General features: G+C 64.8%; 16 protein-coding genes and 1 tRNA gene. 8 read left to right on the forward strand and 9 right to left on the reverse strand.

Annotation, left to right across the window (positions count from 1 at the left end):
* Positions 1-136: 136 nt before the first annotated feature.
* Positions 137-898: a glycosyltransferase family 2 protein gene (locus ACXJMY_RS05000; protein ID WP_456618200.1), complete on the forward strand. Its 762-nt coding sequence runs from the start codon at positions 137-139 to the stop codon at positions 896-898.
* Between the two features lie 106 nt (positions 899-1,004).
* On the opposite strand, the gene ACXJMY_RS05005 is transcribed toward ACXJMY_RS05000, so the two are convergent.
* A tRNA-Trp gene (locus ACXJMY_RS05005) sits at positions 1,005-1,080 on the reverse strand.
* A 148-nt stretch (positions 1,081-1,228) separates the two neighbouring features.
* On the opposite strand from ACXJMY_RS05005, the gene ACXJMY_RS05010 reads away from it, so the two are divergent.
* Complete coding sequence (locus tag ACXJMY_RS05010) at positions 1,229-2,461, forward strand: serine hydrolase domain-containing protein (RefSeq protein ID WP_456618201.1); 1,233 nt, start codon at positions 1,229-1,231, stop codon at positions 2,459-2,461.
* A gap of 118 nt (positions 2,462-2,579) precedes the next feature.
* Here the strand turns inward: ACXJMY_RS05010 and ACXJMY_RS05015 are convergent, their stop codons facing one another.
* Positions 2,580-3,347 (reverse strand): SDR family NAD(P)-dependent oxidoreductase, encoded by a 768-nt coding sequence (locus ACXJMY_RS05015; protein WP_456618202.1) that lies wholly within the window; start codon positions 3,345-3,347, stop codon positions 2,580-2,582.
* A 69-nt stretch (positions 3,348-3,416) separates the two neighbouring features.
* On the reverse strand, positions 3,417-4,115 hold the full coding sequence (locus ACXJMY_RS05020) for a histidine phosphatase family protein (RefSeq protein WP_456618203.1): 699 nt from the start codon (positions 4,113-4,115) through the stop codon (positions 3,417-3,419).
* A 135-nt stretch (positions 4,116-4,250) separates the two neighbouring features.
* Between ACXJMY_RS05020 and ACXJMY_RS05025 the strand changes: the two genes are divergently transcribed.
* Positions 4,251-5,036: an SDR family NAD(P)-dependent oxidoreductase gene (locus ACXJMY_RS05025; RefSeq protein WP_456618204.1), complete on the forward strand. Its 786-nt coding sequence runs from the start codon at positions 4,251-4,253 to the stop codon at positions 5,034-5,036.
* A gap of 1,179 nt (positions 5,037-6,215) precedes the next feature.
* On the opposite strand, the gene ACXJMY_RS05030 is transcribed toward ACXJMY_RS05025, so the two are convergent.
* Positions 6,216-6,359: a hypothetical protein gene (locus ACXJMY_RS05030; RefSeq protein WP_456618205.1), complete on the reverse strand. Its 144-nt coding sequence runs from the start codon at positions 6,357-6,359 to the stop codon at positions 6,216-6,218.
* A 315-nt stretch (positions 6,360-6,674) separates the two neighbouring features.
* Positions 6,675-7,658, reverse strand: coding sequence for an aldo/keto reductase (locus ACXJMY_RS05035; protein ID WP_456618206.1), 984 nt, complete (start codon positions 7,656-7,658; stop codon positions 6,675-6,677).
* 97 nt (positions 7,659-7,755) lie between these two features.
* Between ACXJMY_RS05035 and ACXJMY_RS05040 the strand changes: the two genes are divergently transcribed.
* Positions 7,756-8,649 (forward strand): LysR family transcriptional regulator, encoded by an 894-nt coding sequence (locus ACXJMY_RS05040; RefSeq protein ID WP_456618207.1) that lies wholly within the window; start codon positions 7,756-7,758, stop codon positions 8,647-8,649.
* A 74-nt stretch (positions 8,650-8,723) separates the two neighbouring features.
* Here ACXJMY_RS05040 and ACXJMY_RS05045 read toward each other — a convergent pair whose 3' ends face one another.
* A complete protein-coding gene (locus tag ACXJMY_RS05045) occupies positions 8,724-9,824 on the reverse strand; it encodes a hypothetical protein (RefSeq protein WP_456618208.1) in 1,101 nt (366 codons plus the stop codon).
* A gap of 237 nt (positions 9,825-10,061) precedes the next feature.
* Between ACXJMY_RS05045 and ACXJMY_RS05050 the strand changes: the two genes are divergently transcribed.
* Positions 10,062-11,090: a patatin-like phospholipase family protein gene (locus ACXJMY_RS05050; protein WP_456618209.1), complete on the forward strand. Its 1,029-nt coding sequence runs from the start codon at positions 10,062-10,064 to the stop codon at positions 11,088-11,090.
* Positions 11,091-11,096: 6 nt separating this feature from the next.
* On the opposite strand, the gene ACXJMY_RS05055 is transcribed toward ACXJMY_RS05050, so the two are convergent.
* Positions 11,097-11,525 (reverse strand): CBS domain-containing protein, encoded by a 429-nt coding sequence (locus ACXJMY_RS05055; protein ID WP_456618210.1) that lies wholly within the window; start codon positions 11,523-11,525, stop codon positions 11,097-11,099.
* Positions 11,526-11,714: 189 nt separating this feature from the next.
* Positions 11,715-12,521 carry a rhomboid family intramembrane serine protease gene (locus tag ACXJMY_RS05060; protein ID WP_456618211.1) on the reverse strand — a complete coding sequence of 269 codons (807 nt, stop codon included), beginning with the start codon at positions 12,519-12,521 and terminating at the stop codon, positions 11,715-11,717.
* A gap of 571 nt (positions 12,522-13,092) precedes the next feature.
* Between ACXJMY_RS05060 and ACXJMY_RS05065 the strand changes: the two genes are divergently transcribed.
* On the forward strand, positions 13,093-13,647 hold the full coding sequence (locus ACXJMY_RS05065; protein ID WP_456618212.1) for a PAS domain-containing protein: 555 nt from the start codon (positions 13,093-13,095) through the stop codon (positions 13,645-13,647).
* A gap of 232 nt (positions 13,648-13,879) precedes the next feature.
* The gene (locus ACXJMY_RS05070; protein ID WP_456618213.1) at positions 13,880-14,668 is read left to right on the forward strand and encodes a Crp/Fnr family transcriptional regulator; all 789 of its coding nucleotides are present in this window, start codon (positions 13,880-13,882) and stop codon (positions 14,666-14,668) included.
* Between the two features lie 278 nt (positions 14,669-14,946).
* On the opposite strand, the gene ACXJMY_RS05075 is transcribed toward ACXJMY_RS05070, so the two are convergent.
* Positions 14,947-15,438, reverse strand: a complete 492-nt coding sequence (locus ACXJMY_RS05075; RefSeq protein ID WP_456618214.1) for a phasin — start codon at positions 15,436-15,438, stop codon at positions 14,947-14,949.
* Positions 15,439-15,952: 514 nt separating this feature from the next.
* Between ACXJMY_RS05075 and ACXJMY_RS05080 the strand changes: the two genes are divergently transcribed.
* Complete coding sequence (locus ACXJMY_RS05080; protein ID WP_456618215.1) at positions 15,953-16,378, forward strand: cupin domain-containing protein; 426 nt, start codon at positions 15,953-15,955, stop codon at positions 16,376-16,378.
* Positions 16,379-16,399 lie beyond the last annotated feature (21 nt).

Raw genomic sequence — 16,399 nt, forward strand, 5'->3', positions numbered from 1 at the left:
ACACACACATCGCTGGTTCCGTGCCGGTTCCGCAGGCCAGACCTGGGCGTTCCGTATTGTTCGCCCGGCTCGGATGACCTAGGGTTGCGGCAGGGGATCCACCAGTAAAGAGTGGCCGGCAACGGGGCAGTATCCGATGACACCTTCCAGGGCAGCTAAACGGCTTACGATCGTCATTCCGGCGCTGAACGAGCAGGACAAGATCGCCGATACCATCGGCGGCGTGCTGCCGCTTGCACGCGAGCTGCTCGACGATTTCGAGATTTTCCTGATCGACGACGGCAGCACCGACGCCACCGGCGCGATCATGGACGAGTTCGCTGCCGCGGAGCCGCGGATCGTCGTGCATCATAACGCCGAGCGGCGGGGTGTCGGCGCGGGCTTCGAATACGCCCTGTCGCGCGCGAAGTTCGATGCCATCACCCTCATTCCCGGCGATCACGCCTTTCAGAACGAGGGCGTTGCCAGGATGTTCAAGGCGGCGGGTGCCGCCGACATCGTCATCACCTACCGCGACAACCAGTCGGACCGCTCCGTCAACCGCTCGATCCAGTCGCATTCGCTGCGGCTCATCCTGAACTGCCTGTTCGGATTCTGGCTGTCCGACTACCACAGCATGATCGTCTACCCCGTGAAATGGCTGCGCCAGATCGCGGTCAAGGCCGACGGCTACGGCTATCAGATCTGCGCCCTCATCTCGCTGCTGCAGCTCGGCCTCACCCACGTGCAGGTCCCGGTGAGCCTGAACGCGGAGCTGAAGGGCTCTTCCCGTGCACTGCGGCTGCGGACCTATTTCGAGCTCGGCGGGACCATCGTCTCGCTGCTCCGTCGCGTCCCTATCCGGGACGTCGATCTCAGCCAGGTTCCCGCCGACGCCAGGCGGACCTCCGCGCACTAGACCTCGGCTTGGGGGTTATCATCGCGGCGGCCGGCCAAAACGGCTCAAGATGAGGGGACGTATCGTCCCCGTCCCGCCAGAACCTGATCTAAGTGGTTGATTTAGCTGGCAGGAGTGGCAGGGCTCGAACCTGCGACCCCCGGTTTTGGAGACCGGTGCTCTACCAATTGAGCTACACTCCTACGGACCCGCGTCGCCGCGGATCAGGGCCGCTTTCAAGCACAGGGGGCGGCCGGATTGCAAGGGTGAAGCGCGCTGGCTTCGCTTGTTTGTGCCGCGGCTTCTGGGCCACAGTCCGCTCCCGATAATCAAGAGCAACCGGGAGTGCCCATGACTGCCCAAGCGTCCGCCACAGCCGCCCCGCGCGCCGCCGCGCCAAAAACCCCGCCTTTGCCCGAGGCCAAGCCGGAAACGCTGGGCCTGTCGCGGCCCCGCCTCCAGGCGATGTCGGACGCCTTTCAGCGCGAGATCGACAAGTGCACCATCCCCGGAGTAACCGTGCTGGTGGCGCGGCGCGGCCAGGTCGGCTGGTTCGAGGCGCTGGGCCGGCAGAGCCCGACCGGGTCCGCGCCGATGGCCCATGATTCGATCTTCCGGATCTTCTCAATGACCAAGCCGATCGTGTCGGTCGGCATCATGGCCCTGGTCGAGGACGGTTACCTGCTGCTCAGCGACGCGGTCGCGAAATTCATTCCGGAGTTCGCCGGCCAGAAGGTCGGCGTCGTCAGCGGCGGCAAGCTGGACCTGGTGCCACCCAAACGGCCGATGACGGTGCAGGACCTGCTCCGCCACACCTCTGGTCTGACCTATGAGCACCAGGGCGACGGCCCGGTGCACAAGATCTACCAGGACTCCCGGGTGCGCAGCCGCAAGATCACCAATGCCGAGCACGCGGCCCTGGTGGCGAGCTTCCCGCTGGTCTGCCACCCCGGCGACGAGTTCAATTACAGCCGCTCCACCGACATCCTCGGCCGCATCATCGAAATCGTCAGCGGCAAGTCGCTCGGCGCGTACCTCACTGAGCGCATCCTTGCCCCGCTCCAGATGGCCGAGACCGGCTTTTCGACCGCTGAGGCCAATGCCGGCCGGCTCGCCGAGCCCTTTGCGGCCGATCCCTGGACCGGCGACAAGGTCGGCCTCTTCAACATGCTGGAGCAGCCGGTGATGGAGTCCGGCGGTGGCGGGCTGGTCTCGACCACGATGGACTATGCCCGCTTCGCGCTGATGCTGCGCAATGGCGGCACGCTCGACGGCGCCAGGATCATCGGCCGCAAGACGCTGGAGCTGATGGCCTCCGATCACCTCGGGCCCGGCGTCGTGACCAACGGCACCCTGCTCTCGCCCGGCCACGGCTTCGGCCTCGGCTTCGCGGTGCGCACGCAAGCCGGCATCGCGCCCTTCCCCGGCAGCGTCGGCCAGTATTTCTGGAGCGGCATTGCGGGGACGTTCTTCTGGATCGACCCGAAGGAGGATCTGTTCGCGGTGTTCATGAGCCAGGGCCCGGGCCAGCGCGATTTTACGCGGACGCTGGTGCGGGATCTGGTTTACGCGGCCGTGGATTGACCCGCAGGGTCATTCCGGGGCGGTCCGCAGGACCGAACTATGGTGCGCAATTGCGCACCTGAGAATCTCGAGATCCCGGGTTCGCGCTAAGCGCGCCCCGGGATGACGCTCTATCGCGTCAGCTGATCGTCGCGCCGCCGTCGATCACCATGGTCTGGCCGGTCATGAAGTCGCCGGCCTTCGAGCCCAGGAACACGGCCGCGCCCGCGATCTCGTCGGGGATGCCGATGCGCAAGAGCGGTGAGCGCGAGGTCGAGGCTTTCAAATTCTCCGGATTGTCCCACAGCGCTTTCGCAAAATCGGTCTTGATCAGGCCGGGCGCGATGCAGTTCACGCGGATGTTGTCCTTGCCGTATTCGCAGGCGAGGTTGCGCGCGAGCTGCATGTCGGCGGCCTTGGAAATGGCGTAGGCACCGAGGATGGTCGAGCCCTTGAGGCCTCCGATCGAGGACACGATGATGATCGAGCCGTCCTTGCGCTCGATCATCTGCGGCACCACCATCGAGATCAGCCAATTGTTGGCGACGATGTTGTTGTCGAGAATCTTGCGGAACTGATCGTCGGAGATGCCGGCGAGCGGACCGTAATACGGGTTCGAGGCGGCGTTGCAGACCAGCACGTCGATCTTGCCGAAGGCGCGATTGCTCTCGTCGATGAGGTTTTGCAGATTCTCCTTCGACGAGATGTTGGCGGCGATCGCTACCGCCGTGCCCTTGCCGAACCTGTCATTGATGCCCTTCGCGACCTGGTCGCAGACGTCGGCCTTGCGCGAGGAGATCACGACCTTGGCGCCGTGCTCGGCCATGCGCTCGGCGATTGCGAGGCCGATGCCGCGCGTCGAGCCGGTGATGACGGCGACTTTCCCCTTCATGTCGAACAAGGTCATGTTTCTCTCCCAGATTGTGATTTGAATTGGCCCGAAGCTTACGCCGCGTCCGCGCGACCCGACAATTGCTCAGGCGAGCTTCTTGACTTCCGGACCCGCCAGTTGGTGCATCGCGGCGTGCGCGTCATCCGCGATCCATGGCTGCTGGTTGACCATTGGCAATCGCCAGACCGTGCGCTCGGGACTTGCAAAATGATCGAGCCGCGTCACCGACACATTGTCGATATCGAACGCGAGCCCCCGCTCCGGCTGGCCGTCGAGCGCGAGACCGATCGCCGCCTTGATGGTGCCGCCATGCGCGACCGCGATCACGTCCTGCCCGGCCGCCTCATTGTTGATCCGCTCGATGGTGCGGCGGGTGCGGTTGTAGAGGTCCATGAAACTTTCGCCGCCGGGCGCGGGCTCGTTGATGTCGGCGAACCAGCTCGTGCCCACGGGGCGGCTGGCAATGAACTGGGCGCGGTTCATGCCCTGCCAGCGGCCGAGATTCTGCTCGGCGAGGTCCGGCTCCCACTTCATCGACGCAGGCCGGGGGAAGCCGGCCGCCCAGATCGCTTCGGCCGTCTGATGCGTGCGCATCAGATTGCTCGAATACCAGACCGCCTTGCGTGGCAGCACCTTGGCAACAGCGTTGAAAACGTAGGTATCGCTGGTGTCGCAGGGTAGATCGCTCTGCCCGTAGATGTTGCCGCCGTCATTGCGCACCGGCGCGTGACGGACCCACCACCACCGTGTCGTGACCACATTCGGCTTGTCTGCGGCTGCCATCGAAACCCTTCCATCCCATGTCATGTCGCTGTACGTCAGTGGCGAACGTGTCTCAAGACACTTTACTGTTTGAAATCTTGTTTGAAATTCCGTCGCGCGGCAAGCGTCGCGTGGAGCACCACAAGGGAGAAACGCATGGGCCGCCTGCAAGGCAAATCCGTCATCATCACCGGCGCCGGCAGCGGCATCGGCCGCGCGGCTGCGCTGCTGTTCACCCGGGAAGGCGCAAAGCTGATCGCGGTCGATCGGACCGAGGCAGTGAAGGAAACCGTCGAGGAGGTGAGGAAGGCCGGCGGCATCGCCGAAGCGATGCTGGCGGATGCAGGTTCCGAGACGGACGTCATCGCCGTGATCGACAAGGCGGTGAAGACGCACGGCCGGCTCGACGTGATCTGGGCCAATGCCGGGGTCTCCGGCGGGCTCGTCCCGCTCGGCGAGCAGACCGTGGAGCACTGGCAGGAGGTGCTGCGCGTCAATCTGATCGGACCGTTCCTCGCGGTGAAACATGCGATGCCGCACATGGTGAAGCAGCAGTCCGGCGCGATCGTGCTGACCGCATCCGTCGCAGGCCTCAAGGCCGGCGCCAGCGGGCATCCCTATGCCGCGAGCAAGGCCGGCGTGATCTCCCTGGTGCAGACCACCGCCTATTCGCTCACCGGCACCGGCGTGCGCATCAACGCGGTCTGCCCCGGCCTGATCGAAACCGGCATGACCAAGCCGATCTTCGACCGCGCCAAGGAGCGCGGCACCGCCGACAAGATCGGCCAGCTCAATCCGCTCAAGCGCCCCGGCCAGCCGCACGAACTCGCCGCGATGGGATTGTTCCTGGCCAGCGACGAGGCGTCGTATGTCAACGGCCAGGCGTTCCCAGTGGACGGCGGGCTCACGGCATCGATGCCGTATACGGGCAAGCCGGTTTAGCACACAGTGTCGTCCCGGCGAAGGCCGGGACCCATACCTCGGATTCTATCGATCGCGGTTGGCAGAAGTACCGAACGAACAATCTTCGCCAAACTACACCCTGGGGTTATGGGTCCCGGCCCCCCGTGCGCAATTGCGCACTAGGCCGGGACGACGATGGGGAGATAGTTGGCGCTACTGCATCAACACCGTCATTGCGAGCGGAGCGAAGCAATCCAGAGTCCCTCCGCGGAAAGATTCTGGATTGCTTCGCTCCGCTCGCAATGACGGAGTGTGGGAGACAACACGCGTCCCTCTCGTGTCCCGGACGCGCTGCAGCGTTCTTACGCTGCTGCGCAGAGCCGGGACCCAGAAGGCCACGCAAACCGCCGACGCGTGGGCCCCGGCTCTGCAGCGCACCGTCGAAAAGACGCTGCGCTGCGTCCGGGGCACGAGACCGTTGTTCATCGATAGACATAGCTGTTCATCCTCGCGGCGTGCTTCGCCCGAGCTTTGCGTCGTCGCGTCACCCTCGCAAATGAAAGAGGGCGCAGGGAAGACCGGGAGCCGGCTGGCTCCTATTGATCCGCTATGCGCAAGGTAGATTTGCGCTACAATGCACAGCKGGAAACAGGGCAACCGGAGACATCCCGGCCTTTCCCTGCGCAGTGGTTGGAACGRCTTATGTCGCGCTCTCCCCGGGGAGCGATGCACTATTGCCCCCGTCGCCCTGCGGATGGCTGATGCGTGTGCCCGGTCGGGCAGCGCACATCACCACAGGACTTGGCGCACAGACCCCGGGCGCCAGGACCACACGATTTGGCCGTACGCAAGTTACACCGGTCGTGTGCGCGACGCGGGTCGCTCACGGCTCTCCGCCCTGCGACCGCCTTCGCGCCGATGTGGCTTGCGTCCACCGCCGCCCGGCCCGCGTGTCGTGACGATCGCGATACGCCCCTCTTCCTCGGGCCGGAGTGCGCGCACTATCCGCCAATTCCGAATTTCGGTAAAGTGGAATATTTTTGACGACCTGGGTTGACCGAGTGTTTGGGTGTTTTGCCCGTCGGGCAACGCAAGGTCTCGTAGCCCGGATGGAGCGAAGCGTAATCCGGGGTACTCGCCCGCGGACACAGCGGCCCCGGATTGCGCTGCGCTCCATCCGGGCTACTGGCTCAACGTGGTCGAGGCGCGGGCGCCCCGCTAGTCCTCGCTGGAGGCCGCGGACCGGTTGTTCAGATAGGCTTGCGACAGCAGGAAGAACAGCGCGCGCTCGCCCTGATATTTGGCGGACGGGCGCGTGCGCTCGAACCCGTCCGCAAATATCTTGCCGGACTGGTCGCACACCTGCCATCGCCAGCCAAACCGCTTGCGTCTCGTTAGGACCACTTCGAACATACCGACGGGCTGGGCCCCCTGCTCATTGCCGGTGACGCAGGCATCGATGGTCTGCGCTCCGGCCCCCTTGGACGGATGCCCGACATATAACGCAGCAGGACGGAAAGAGAATAAAATTGATTATCGGAATTACGCTAACGGTCCGGTGTTTCCCCAGGCCTTGTGGCGCGAACGCGGTTTGGTAGCGCTCGCAAGCGTATTCAAATCAGAACACAAGATCAGGACGTCCGGTAAGCGAATGCTCACCGGACGTCGACCGAGGGCTCAGCGGCCGACTCGCGCCTGCAGATGCGCGGGATAGCGATCGCCTTGCACCGCGACCTTGGCCAGCACCTCGGCGATGGCAGCGAGATCAGCTTCCGACAATGCCACCGCGGCGGCGCCAACATTCTCCTCGAGCCGGTGCAGCTTGGTGGTGCCGGGAATCGGCACGATCCAGGGCTTCCGGGCGAGCAGCCAGGCCAGAGCGATCTGCGCCGGCGTCACCTTCTTCGCCGCAGCGATATCGCCGAGCAGTTCGACCAGAGTCTGGTTGGCCTTTCGTGCGCTGGATGAGAAGCGCGGTACGATGTTCCGGAAATCGCTCGCGTCGAACGTCGTGCTCTCGGTGATCGCGCCGGTCAGAAAGCCCTTGCCGAGCGGGCTGAAGGGAACGAAGCCGATGCCGAGTTCTTCCAACGTCGGCAGGATCTCCTGCTCCGGCTCGCGCCACCACAGCGAATACTCGCTTTGCAGCGCGGCCACCGGCTGCACCGCGTGGGCGCGACGGATCGACTGCGCGCCGGCCTCCGACATGCCGAAATGCAGGACCTTGCCGTCGCGGATCAAATCCTTCACCGCGCCCGCAACGTCCTCGACCGGCACCTCCGGATCGACGCGGTGCTGGTAGAACAGATCGATGCGGTCGGTCTTCAGCCGCTTCAGCGCGGCGTCGGCGACCGCCTTTATGTTGGCGGGCCGGCTGTCGAGGCCGGCCTCGACCTTGCCGCCCTTGAAGCCGAACTTGGTCGCGATCACGACCTTGTCGCGAAATGGCGCCAGCGCCTCGCCCAACAGCTCCTCATTGGCGAACGGACCGTAGGCCTCGGCGGTGTCGAAGAAGGTCACGCCGCGCGCGAAGGCGGTCCTGACAAGCGAAATCGCCTGCGAGGTCTCCGTCGCGGGGCCATAGCCGTAGCTCAATCCCATGCAGCCGAGGCCGAGGGCCGAGACCTCGAGACCGCTCTTGCCCAATGTGCGTGTCTGCATCGCAGCTCTCCTTTTTTGTGCGACTGCGAATTTAGGTCGCATGTGGGTCAGCGATTAGGTGATAAAATCGGCATGTACTCATGATCCGGACTCATGAATGGCCCGAGCCAATATCAACGACCTCCTCACCTTTCTCGCGGTCGCGCGCGAGCGCAGTTTTACCCGCGCCGCGGCCCAGCTCGGCGTATCGCAGTCGGCACTCAGCCACACGGTGCGCGCGCTCGAAGAACGGCTCGGCCTGCGGCTCCTCACCCGCACCACCCGCAGCGTCGCGCCGACCGAGGCCGGCGAGCGCCTGCTGCGCAATATCGGGCCGCGCTTCGAGGAGATCGACGCCGAACTGTCGGCGCTGACCGCGCTGCGCGAGACGCCGGCCGGCACCGTCCGCATCACCACCGGCGAACATTCGGCACAGACCATCCTGTGGCCGGCGCTCGCAAAGCTCCTGCCGCGCTATCCCGACATCAAGGTCGAGCTCGTCGTCGACTACGGCCTGACCGACATAGTCGCCGAACGCTACGATGCGGGCGTGCGGCTCGGCGAGCAGGTCGCCAAGGACATGATCGCGGTGCGGATCGGGCCGGAGATGCGCATGGCCGTGGTCGGCGCTCCCGCCTATTTCGCCGCACGGGGCAAGCCGAAGCGGCCGCAGGATCTCACCGAGCACAATTGCATCAATCTTCGCCTGCCGACCTATGGCGGGATCTATGCCTGGGAGTTCGAGAAGCGCGGCCGCGCCGTGAAGGTGCGCGTCGACGGCCAGCTGGTGTTCAACACCGGCCTGTTGCGGATGAATGCCGTGCTGGCGGGCCTCGGCCTTGCCTACTTGCCCGAGGACCTCGTCAAGTCGGAGATCGCCGACGGCCGGCTGATCCGCGTGCTCGCCGACTGGTGCGCGCCGTTTGCGGGCTATCACCTCTATTATCCGAGCCGACGGCAGCCGACGCCGGCCTTCGCGGTGCTGGTCGAGGCGCTGCGCTATCGGAAGTGAGGGTTGGGCCGATCGAGCTCACCGCGGCGAAGGTGCGCTCCCTCGCCCCGCTCTTCGCGGGGAGAGGCGAAGTCTCACCGCGCGACGACTTCGACTTCGCCGTCGACGCCGTTGACGACGTTGAAGCCGCGCTCATAGACCTTGCCCTCGTTCTTGGCGATGGCGCGGTATTCGCCTTCAGAGAGCACGACGCGCGGGAACGCACCGATTGATTCCTTGATGACGTCGCCGCCGGGCGTCAGCACCGACCATGCGGTGTTGGCGAGCGCCTCGCCGCCCCTGTCGCTGACGAGTTTCAGCGTGATGACGGCGGCGCGGTGGGTGATGGTGACGTCGGTGAGCTTGCCGGCCTGGACGCGGATGTCGGAGCGCACCACCGAGTTGGCGTCGCCATAGTTGGAGATGATGTAATAGGTGCCCTCCGGCAGCAGCACGACATCGCCGGCCGCGACGTTCGGCACCAGCGAGGCGCGCTCGCCGGCCTCGAACTGGCTGCCCTTGTAGATCGCGAACGAGATCTGGTTCAGCGGAATGCGGCTGGTGCCGACGCGGCCCTCGATGCGCAATCCGCCCGCCGGCAGCACGAAGGCCTCGCGGTCGGTCTCGGCCTTGAGGCTGACGGTCCGCACCGCGCTGACGAGGCCGAAGGCGACATGCACGACGTAATTGCCGGGCGGCAGCACGATGTTGGGCGTGGCGTTGCGGTCCTCGCGGATCAGCTTGAAGGTGCCGTTCTCGTCGGGACGATCGGCAAACACCCGCCAGACCAAGCCGCTGGTGATCGGGGCTGAGTCCTTGCCGTATTTCGCGGTCAGCGACAGCACGCCCTGTCCGGGCGCGGCCGCATTGAGCGGCGGGGCCGACGGCACCGTCGTGACCGCGGGCGGCGGCATGCTGGGCGTCACCGGCTGCATCAGGGTCGCCGGCAGGCTTGGCGACAGATTTGGGGGGGCCGCGCCCGGCCCGGAGGGCGGCGCCAGGCTGACGGCGCCGCCGGGGTCGGGCACCGAGGCCGGCGGCACCGGCGGCGGACGATCGGAGAAAAGCTGCGCCTGCGCAGCGCCTTGGCCGAGGGTAAATTGGCCAATGGTAAGGAGGCCCGCCGCAAGCATCAGCGCCGGCAGCAGCGATGCGCTGCGCCGCCATCCGATGATGCCGTCACCCCCGAGAGTCATGGCGTCTGCTTTTCACCGAAAACGCGGCAAATTCAAGCCTCAAGAACCCCGGGAAATGCGGTCATGGGGAACCTGGTTGACGCCTGCGTGATTAGTCCTGAGGCAACCATCCTCGCCATACTCCTGCCCCGTGCCCTCTCCAAAGCGGCATAAACCATGCTTCGCCCTGGTTCTGGCGGAGTGCAAGTCCGGTGCCTAGTCTCATGGTTGGGGGTGGCCCGGCGGAGGAGAGTTTCGGTGCTGGACATGTTGAAGGGTCGGGGCGCAAACGGCTCCAATGGCGAGAAGGTCGGCCTCGGCAGCATCCGCCGGCCGGTCATTGGCCTGGCACTCGGCGGCGGTGCCGCGCGCGGCTTTGCCCATATCGGAATCCTGAAGACCCTGCTCGCCAACGGCATCGTGCCCGATGTCGTGGTCGGCACCTCGATCGGCGCCGTGGTCGGCGGCGCCTATGCGGCCGGCCAGCTCGACACGCTGGAAGACTGGGGCCGCAGCCTGCAAGGGGTGCGCAACATCCTCAGCTATCTCGACATCCGCCTCAACGGCTCCGGCCTGATCGGCGGTGAGAAGCTCGCGACACGGCTCGAGCATGCGATCGGCCAGACCCTGATCGAGGACCTTCCGCTGAAATTCGCCGCCGTCGCAACCGAGGTCCGCACCGGCCACGAGATCTGGCTGACGCGCGGCCGCGTGGTCGACGCGATGCGCGCCTCCTATGCGCTGCCCGGCATCTTTTCACCCGTTTTGGTCGGCGACCGCTGGCTGGTGGACGGCGCGCTGGTGAACCCGGTGCCGGTCTCGGCCGCCCGCGCGCTCGGCGCCGAAATCGTCATCGCCGCAAATCTTTCCAGCGACATCTTCACCTATTCCACGACGGTCTATTCGCACGGCGCGGTGCCCGAAACAGCCGCTCCTGTGGCCCAGGAGACGACGGCAAAACGGCGCTTTCCGCGCTTGTTCTCGGCGGAGAAGACCATGAAGCGCGAGTTCTTCGGCGGCAACGGCCGGCCCGGCATCTCCTCGGTGATGGTGGACGCCTTCAACATCATGCAGGACCGCATCACCCGCGCCCGCCTCGCCGGCGATCCGCCGGACCTGCTGATCACGCCGCGGGTCGGCCAGTTCGGCTGGTTCGACTTCCACCGCGCCGACGACCTCATCGCGTTCGGCACCCGCGCCGCCGAGCGCGCACTGGACTCGATCCAGGAGGCCATCCACGTGCTGGCGCCGGCGCCCGAGGGCGCCGCGCCGAAAGCGAACGAGTGAGACCGATCAGGCCGTCTTGATGTAATCGCGCAGGGCTTCCTGCTCGGATTCGTATTCCTGGACGCGGCGCTTGACGATGTCGCCGATCGAGATGAGGCCGACCACCTTGCCGTTGTCGGTCACCGGCAGATGGCGGAACTTGCCGGTCGTCATCGTCTCCATGAGCTCGGCGACCGTGTCGGTCTCCTTGCAGGTCACGACCTTGCGGGTCATGACCTGACTCACGGGCTCCTCCAGCGCGCCGGCGCCGCGCTCGCCGATCACGCGCACGATGTCGCGCTCCGACAGGATGCCTTCGAGCCGGTTCTGGTTCATCACCAGCACCGCGCCGATCTTCTTCTCACCGAGCAGCTTGACCGCGGCGGCCAGCTTGGCGTCGGGCTCGACGCTCATGATCTGGTGGCCCTTGGTGTTGAGAATGGAACGTACCGTCATTGTTGCCTCCCTGAATCGGACCCGTCCGCTGTTCGCGGTCCGGGCTTGTTCTTCGGGTCTTCAACTAACAGTTATGGCGCCGGTTTCACGCTTCAGGCGCTTGTCGAAGCATCGCCGCTAGCGGCTTGTCGCTTCGAGCATTCTTCACGGGAATGATGAATGAAATCGGGCCGCGCCGCAAGCGCGGCTTCAAATACGGTTTGAAATGTCCTGTGATGACGCATCCGCAGCATCGCTTCGCACGCGCGGCACGGGATCGAACAGCGCGAACAGCAACAGACCGGCGAAGAAGCCGCCGATATGCGCCTGCCAGGCCACGCTCGCGCCTTCGGTCTCGATCCCGAAAGCGCCGATGCCGAAGATGATGTTGACGCCGAACCACACCGCAAGGAAGCCCACCACCCGCCCGTCGCGCAGCGCCCGCGACAGCGGCAGCGCCGGAACCTTCGCGGCGGTATCGGCGTCCGAACGGCTGAACGACAGGAAGCTGCCGCGCACGAAGGCGAAGCGGATTGCCGCCGCCATCGATCCCGACACCGACGCCGAGGCGCCGATCATCGGCGCCACCGCGTGCTCATGGGTGAGCAGATGGGCGAGCGCGCCGGCCGCGGCCGTCACCGCGAGAAAGAGGAAGAACCGCACCGTGCCGAAGCGCCGCGCCAGCGCGCTGCCGAACGGCAACAGCCACAGCACGTTGAAGCCGAGATGGGTGAGATTGGCGTGCAGCAGCGAATAGGTGACGAAGGTCCAGACCTTGGCGCCGGTCCCGCCGGGGATCTCCAGATTGAGCAGCGAGGAATCGTAGCGCTTCGGGATGAAACCGAAGACATCGATGGTCCAGTTCTCGATGTCCGGCGGCAGCAGCACCCGCAGATGGATCACCGCCAGGAGGACGATATAGGCGGTCAGCGCCGCCGGCAGCGTCAGAATCGGCTCGCGCGGAGCTTCCTCGATGACGGCCGGCTGGTCCGGCGGAGAGTTTGGTGGGGAATCCAAGGGGCTTCGCCTTCAGGCGCGATCGGAGCGACAGGCTTGGAGATAGTCGCCTTTACCCACCCGGTGCAAGTGCACAAACGGAAATCGTGAATGATGGGCTCGTCTCGAACCGAGCGAGGCGCTGGATCCCGGCTCAGCGGTGCATCACTGAAGAAGTGCTGCGCCGCGTCCGGGGCACGAGAGAGTGTGCCTGAGAAAAGGAAAAGGCAGGGCCCTGGGAAAGCCCTGCCTGTCCGTGTCGGCCTTCCGGCAGCAGAGGAATAAGGAGTATCCCCACCCCTCCCCGCCGCCGGTGACCAAACTGTTTGACGCCTGTGTACAGACCCCGCCGAGAACCTGGATGAAAGCGGCGAGGCTTGCGACTGCGATCACCATAGCAGCGGCGCGGCGCGCGCCAAGCGCATAGTTAATTTAACGTTAACGACGCAAAGACCCCTGCTCGGGCAGCTAAAACGCCCCCGCGGCATGGACGCTGCAATTCCCCTCCTGCACAACACAGAAGGGATCGCGGGTGCACTGAAGCGGGACAGGTCTGTCCCGCGAGGTTTCGCCCCGGGGTAAGCGTTCAGTCATGAAACACAAGTCGAGCCGCGAGTTCTTCGCGTATTGGGACAAGAAGCGCGGCACGGCGCGGGCTCCGGACAGGGCCGACATCGATCCGGCCGCGGTCCGCGGCCTGCTCGGCGACATCTTCGTGCTGTCGTGCGAACCCAACCTCGGTTTTCCGTTCCGCGTCGCCGGCACGCGCGTCTGCGCGCTCGCCGGGCTCGACCTCAAGGACCAAAGCTTTGCGGCGCTGTTCAGCGAGGCCTGCCGCAGAGAGATCGGGGAGATCACCACCATCGTTGCCGACGAGACGCTCGGCGCCATCGCCGGCCTCACCGCCTTGCGCGACGACGGCAGCAAGGCGCACCTCGAGCTGTTGCTGCTCCCCTTCAACGCCCGCCCGCATACGCCCGTCAGCGTCACCGGCGTGCTTGCGCCGTTCGACGACGAATGCGGCGCGCTTGGCGCGTTCACCCTCACCTCCTGGCGCTATCTGCACCAGCCCGAGAAACTGCTGCCGCGCGCTATCCGCAAATTGCAGGTCGCACGCGGGCTGATGGTGTATGAGGGGCTGAGATAGGAGCAACGCTCGCGTCGAGCGAGTTTTGCAAGCCTCCGGCCCGGTCTTCGTCGCGCGAGTGAGATGGCCGTCAGACGCGCCCGGCGCGCTGGCTTGGGATCCGTCATTGGAACCTTATCTGTTGACGTGAGTTGGTCCGCTTGCCGTGGCAAGCGTCTGCGCGGTACCGCGGCTCGGTCGGAGAAGATGCGTTTGCTAGCCGCCGGGCCTCCGTCGAGGGAAGAATCCCGTGATGGAGCACGCGACCAGAGTTGGTAATCGCTTGTTAGCTGCGTTGCCGCCGGCCGATTTCGCTTTGCTTGCACCACACTTGCGGAAAGTACCTCTCCATCACGATGCAGTGCTCGTTCGATCGGGCGACCGGATCGATCACCTTTACTTCCCCTGCAGCGGCGCGATCGCGCTGATCATGGAATTGCCGAACGGACAGACGACCGCAACCGCCGTGATCGGCAACGACGGCGCGGTCGGCCTGATGTCGGCGCTTGGCCCCGGCCGGTCACCCCTGACCGCGGTCGTCCGCGTGGCCGGGACCGCGCTGCAGATCTCGCCCGCACGATTTCATGAGATGCTCGAACGCAGTCCCGCCATCGCGCACGCGGTTCAGCTGCTCTCCAGAGCGCTGATGACGCAATTCCTGCACGTCGCAGCCTGCAACGCACTGCACTCCGTGGAGGCCCGCCTGGCCCGCTGGCTGCTTCACATTCACGATCGGACGGATGGCGGTGACATCCTGCCCTTGACGCAAGAAACGTTGTCGGAATTGCTTGGCGTCCGGCGCACCACGGTTACGCACGTCGTGAGCGCACTCCGCATGTCGAGGGCCATAAAGTCCAGTCGGCGCGGCCAGCTCGAGATCGACAGGCGTCGACTCGAGGTCGTCGCCTGCGAGTGCTACAAGGTGATGGGCCGCAGGATCGATCGGATCTTTTCGCAGGATGCGTTGAGGCACCGTCACGCCGCGCCGGCGCGGAACGGCTGCCCGCCCCCCGAATTCCCGTTCGCCAAGACCGTCTCGTAGACCCAAGCCTCTCGGGCGAACCATTCATGCGTAGCTTCGCACATCCGACAATAGGTGCGCGAAAAGAACACCGCACTGCATCGAAACCTTTCGCGATCCGTCTCAATGCCTGTCGGAATGGCGTTTCCCGTTTCCGGGCACCTGATCATCACCATACCCATCTTGTTTCCCTCCAGCTTGGCATCACCTCACGGCGGCGGATGGCCGCCCCCGGCTGGACGGCGTCTCTTCTGGCGAAGACGCTCGTCCAGCCGATCCACGTGGCCGGTAGCTTCGATTCAGACAGCCTTATGCAGAACCCGGTTGAAGCTGTTCTTGATCGGCTCGGTCGTCTCGGACGCGACCTTCTGGGCCATGTCCCAAAGCTCCCGGTTCTGAGCGGAAGCCGCTTCAAAGGTCTTGCGGCCGTGGACGGTGGAGAGGTTCACGAGGTCCGCAAACGACCTCGCATCCGCGAGTTGGGAGAGGAAATCCAGCGCGGAGCTGGTGTTGGTATTGGATATTTCAATGACCTTGGTGCCGTAATCGGCGGTACGCTTGGCATTGATCGAACAAGCTTCGTAGAGAGCTGCGGTAATCTCCTCGGACGTCGCCTTCATCTGCTCGAAATTTGCCTTGGCCCGCGTGGCGGTCGGCCCTGCGAGAGCGCCGAACATCGTCTGAATGTTGAAAAACGGCATGTCGAATTTGAGCTTTGCAGTTCCGTTCGCCGTCTCACTCAGCGGAGCGGCATTCGTCTCGGCTTTCACATTGGCATCAATCACGGGCATTCATCCTTTCAAGCGAAACTAGATAATGGATTGAAGACTCCCCGACGCGCCCAGTGCGTGCTGCACCGGACACCAGTGCCCCTACTTTCACGATGGTGGGAAGCTGCCGCGGATCTGCGGCTCTCGCCCCCTGCCGGAGCCAACTATGCCCTACGAAAGTCGAGGCTTCAGTTCGCTTTCGGACTCTCAATTTGAATTAATTCGATTCATGCGGCGCATCAGCGCAGGCAAACATTTTGCGTCTTTAAGGTTGCTGCGATTGCGGGCGCCAACTTGAGATTAGTGCCGGCGAGCCAATCAGAGACGTCGATCCCGGAGCCGTTTTGAGCGTGCCCCGGAATGTTCTGCCGCTTGCAATCGGCCGCGGTTGCACAGCGCGTTGCATTCGACGATGCTGCGCATCGTCAGCTGATCGCACGCGGGCTGATAGTGTATGAGGGACCGCGGTAACCTTCATTTCGATGCGGGCGAGCGCCGCGACCTCGATTCAGCCTCTCACCGGGATAACACAGCCATGTCCGACATCAATTTCGGCGCGCTTCAGCTCCGCTTCCTGCACAGCAAGGATGACACCGACGGCAGCGTCGACATCTTCGAAATGACGCTGCAACCGAATGCGCGGATGCCGATCCCGCACTATCACGACCGCTGGGACGAAACGATCTACGGGCTGTCCGGCGTCTCGACCTGGACGATCGACGGCAAGCAGAGCGATCTTGGCCCGGGAGAATCGGTCTTCATCAAGCGCGGCGTCGTGCACGGCTTTACCAATCGTTCGACGGGGCCGGCGACATGCCTGTGCATCCTGAGCCCCGGGGTGTTGGGCCCGCAATATTTCACGGAGATGGCCGCACTCCTGTCGGCCGGCGCGCCACCCGATCCCGCGAAGATGAAAGAGACGATGCTGCGCTACGGACTGGTGCCGGCGCCGGCGGCGTAAGCCAGGCTCGCCGCCCGATGG

The sequence above is a fragment of the Bradyrhizobium sp. P5_C12 genome (assembly GCF_054049735.1).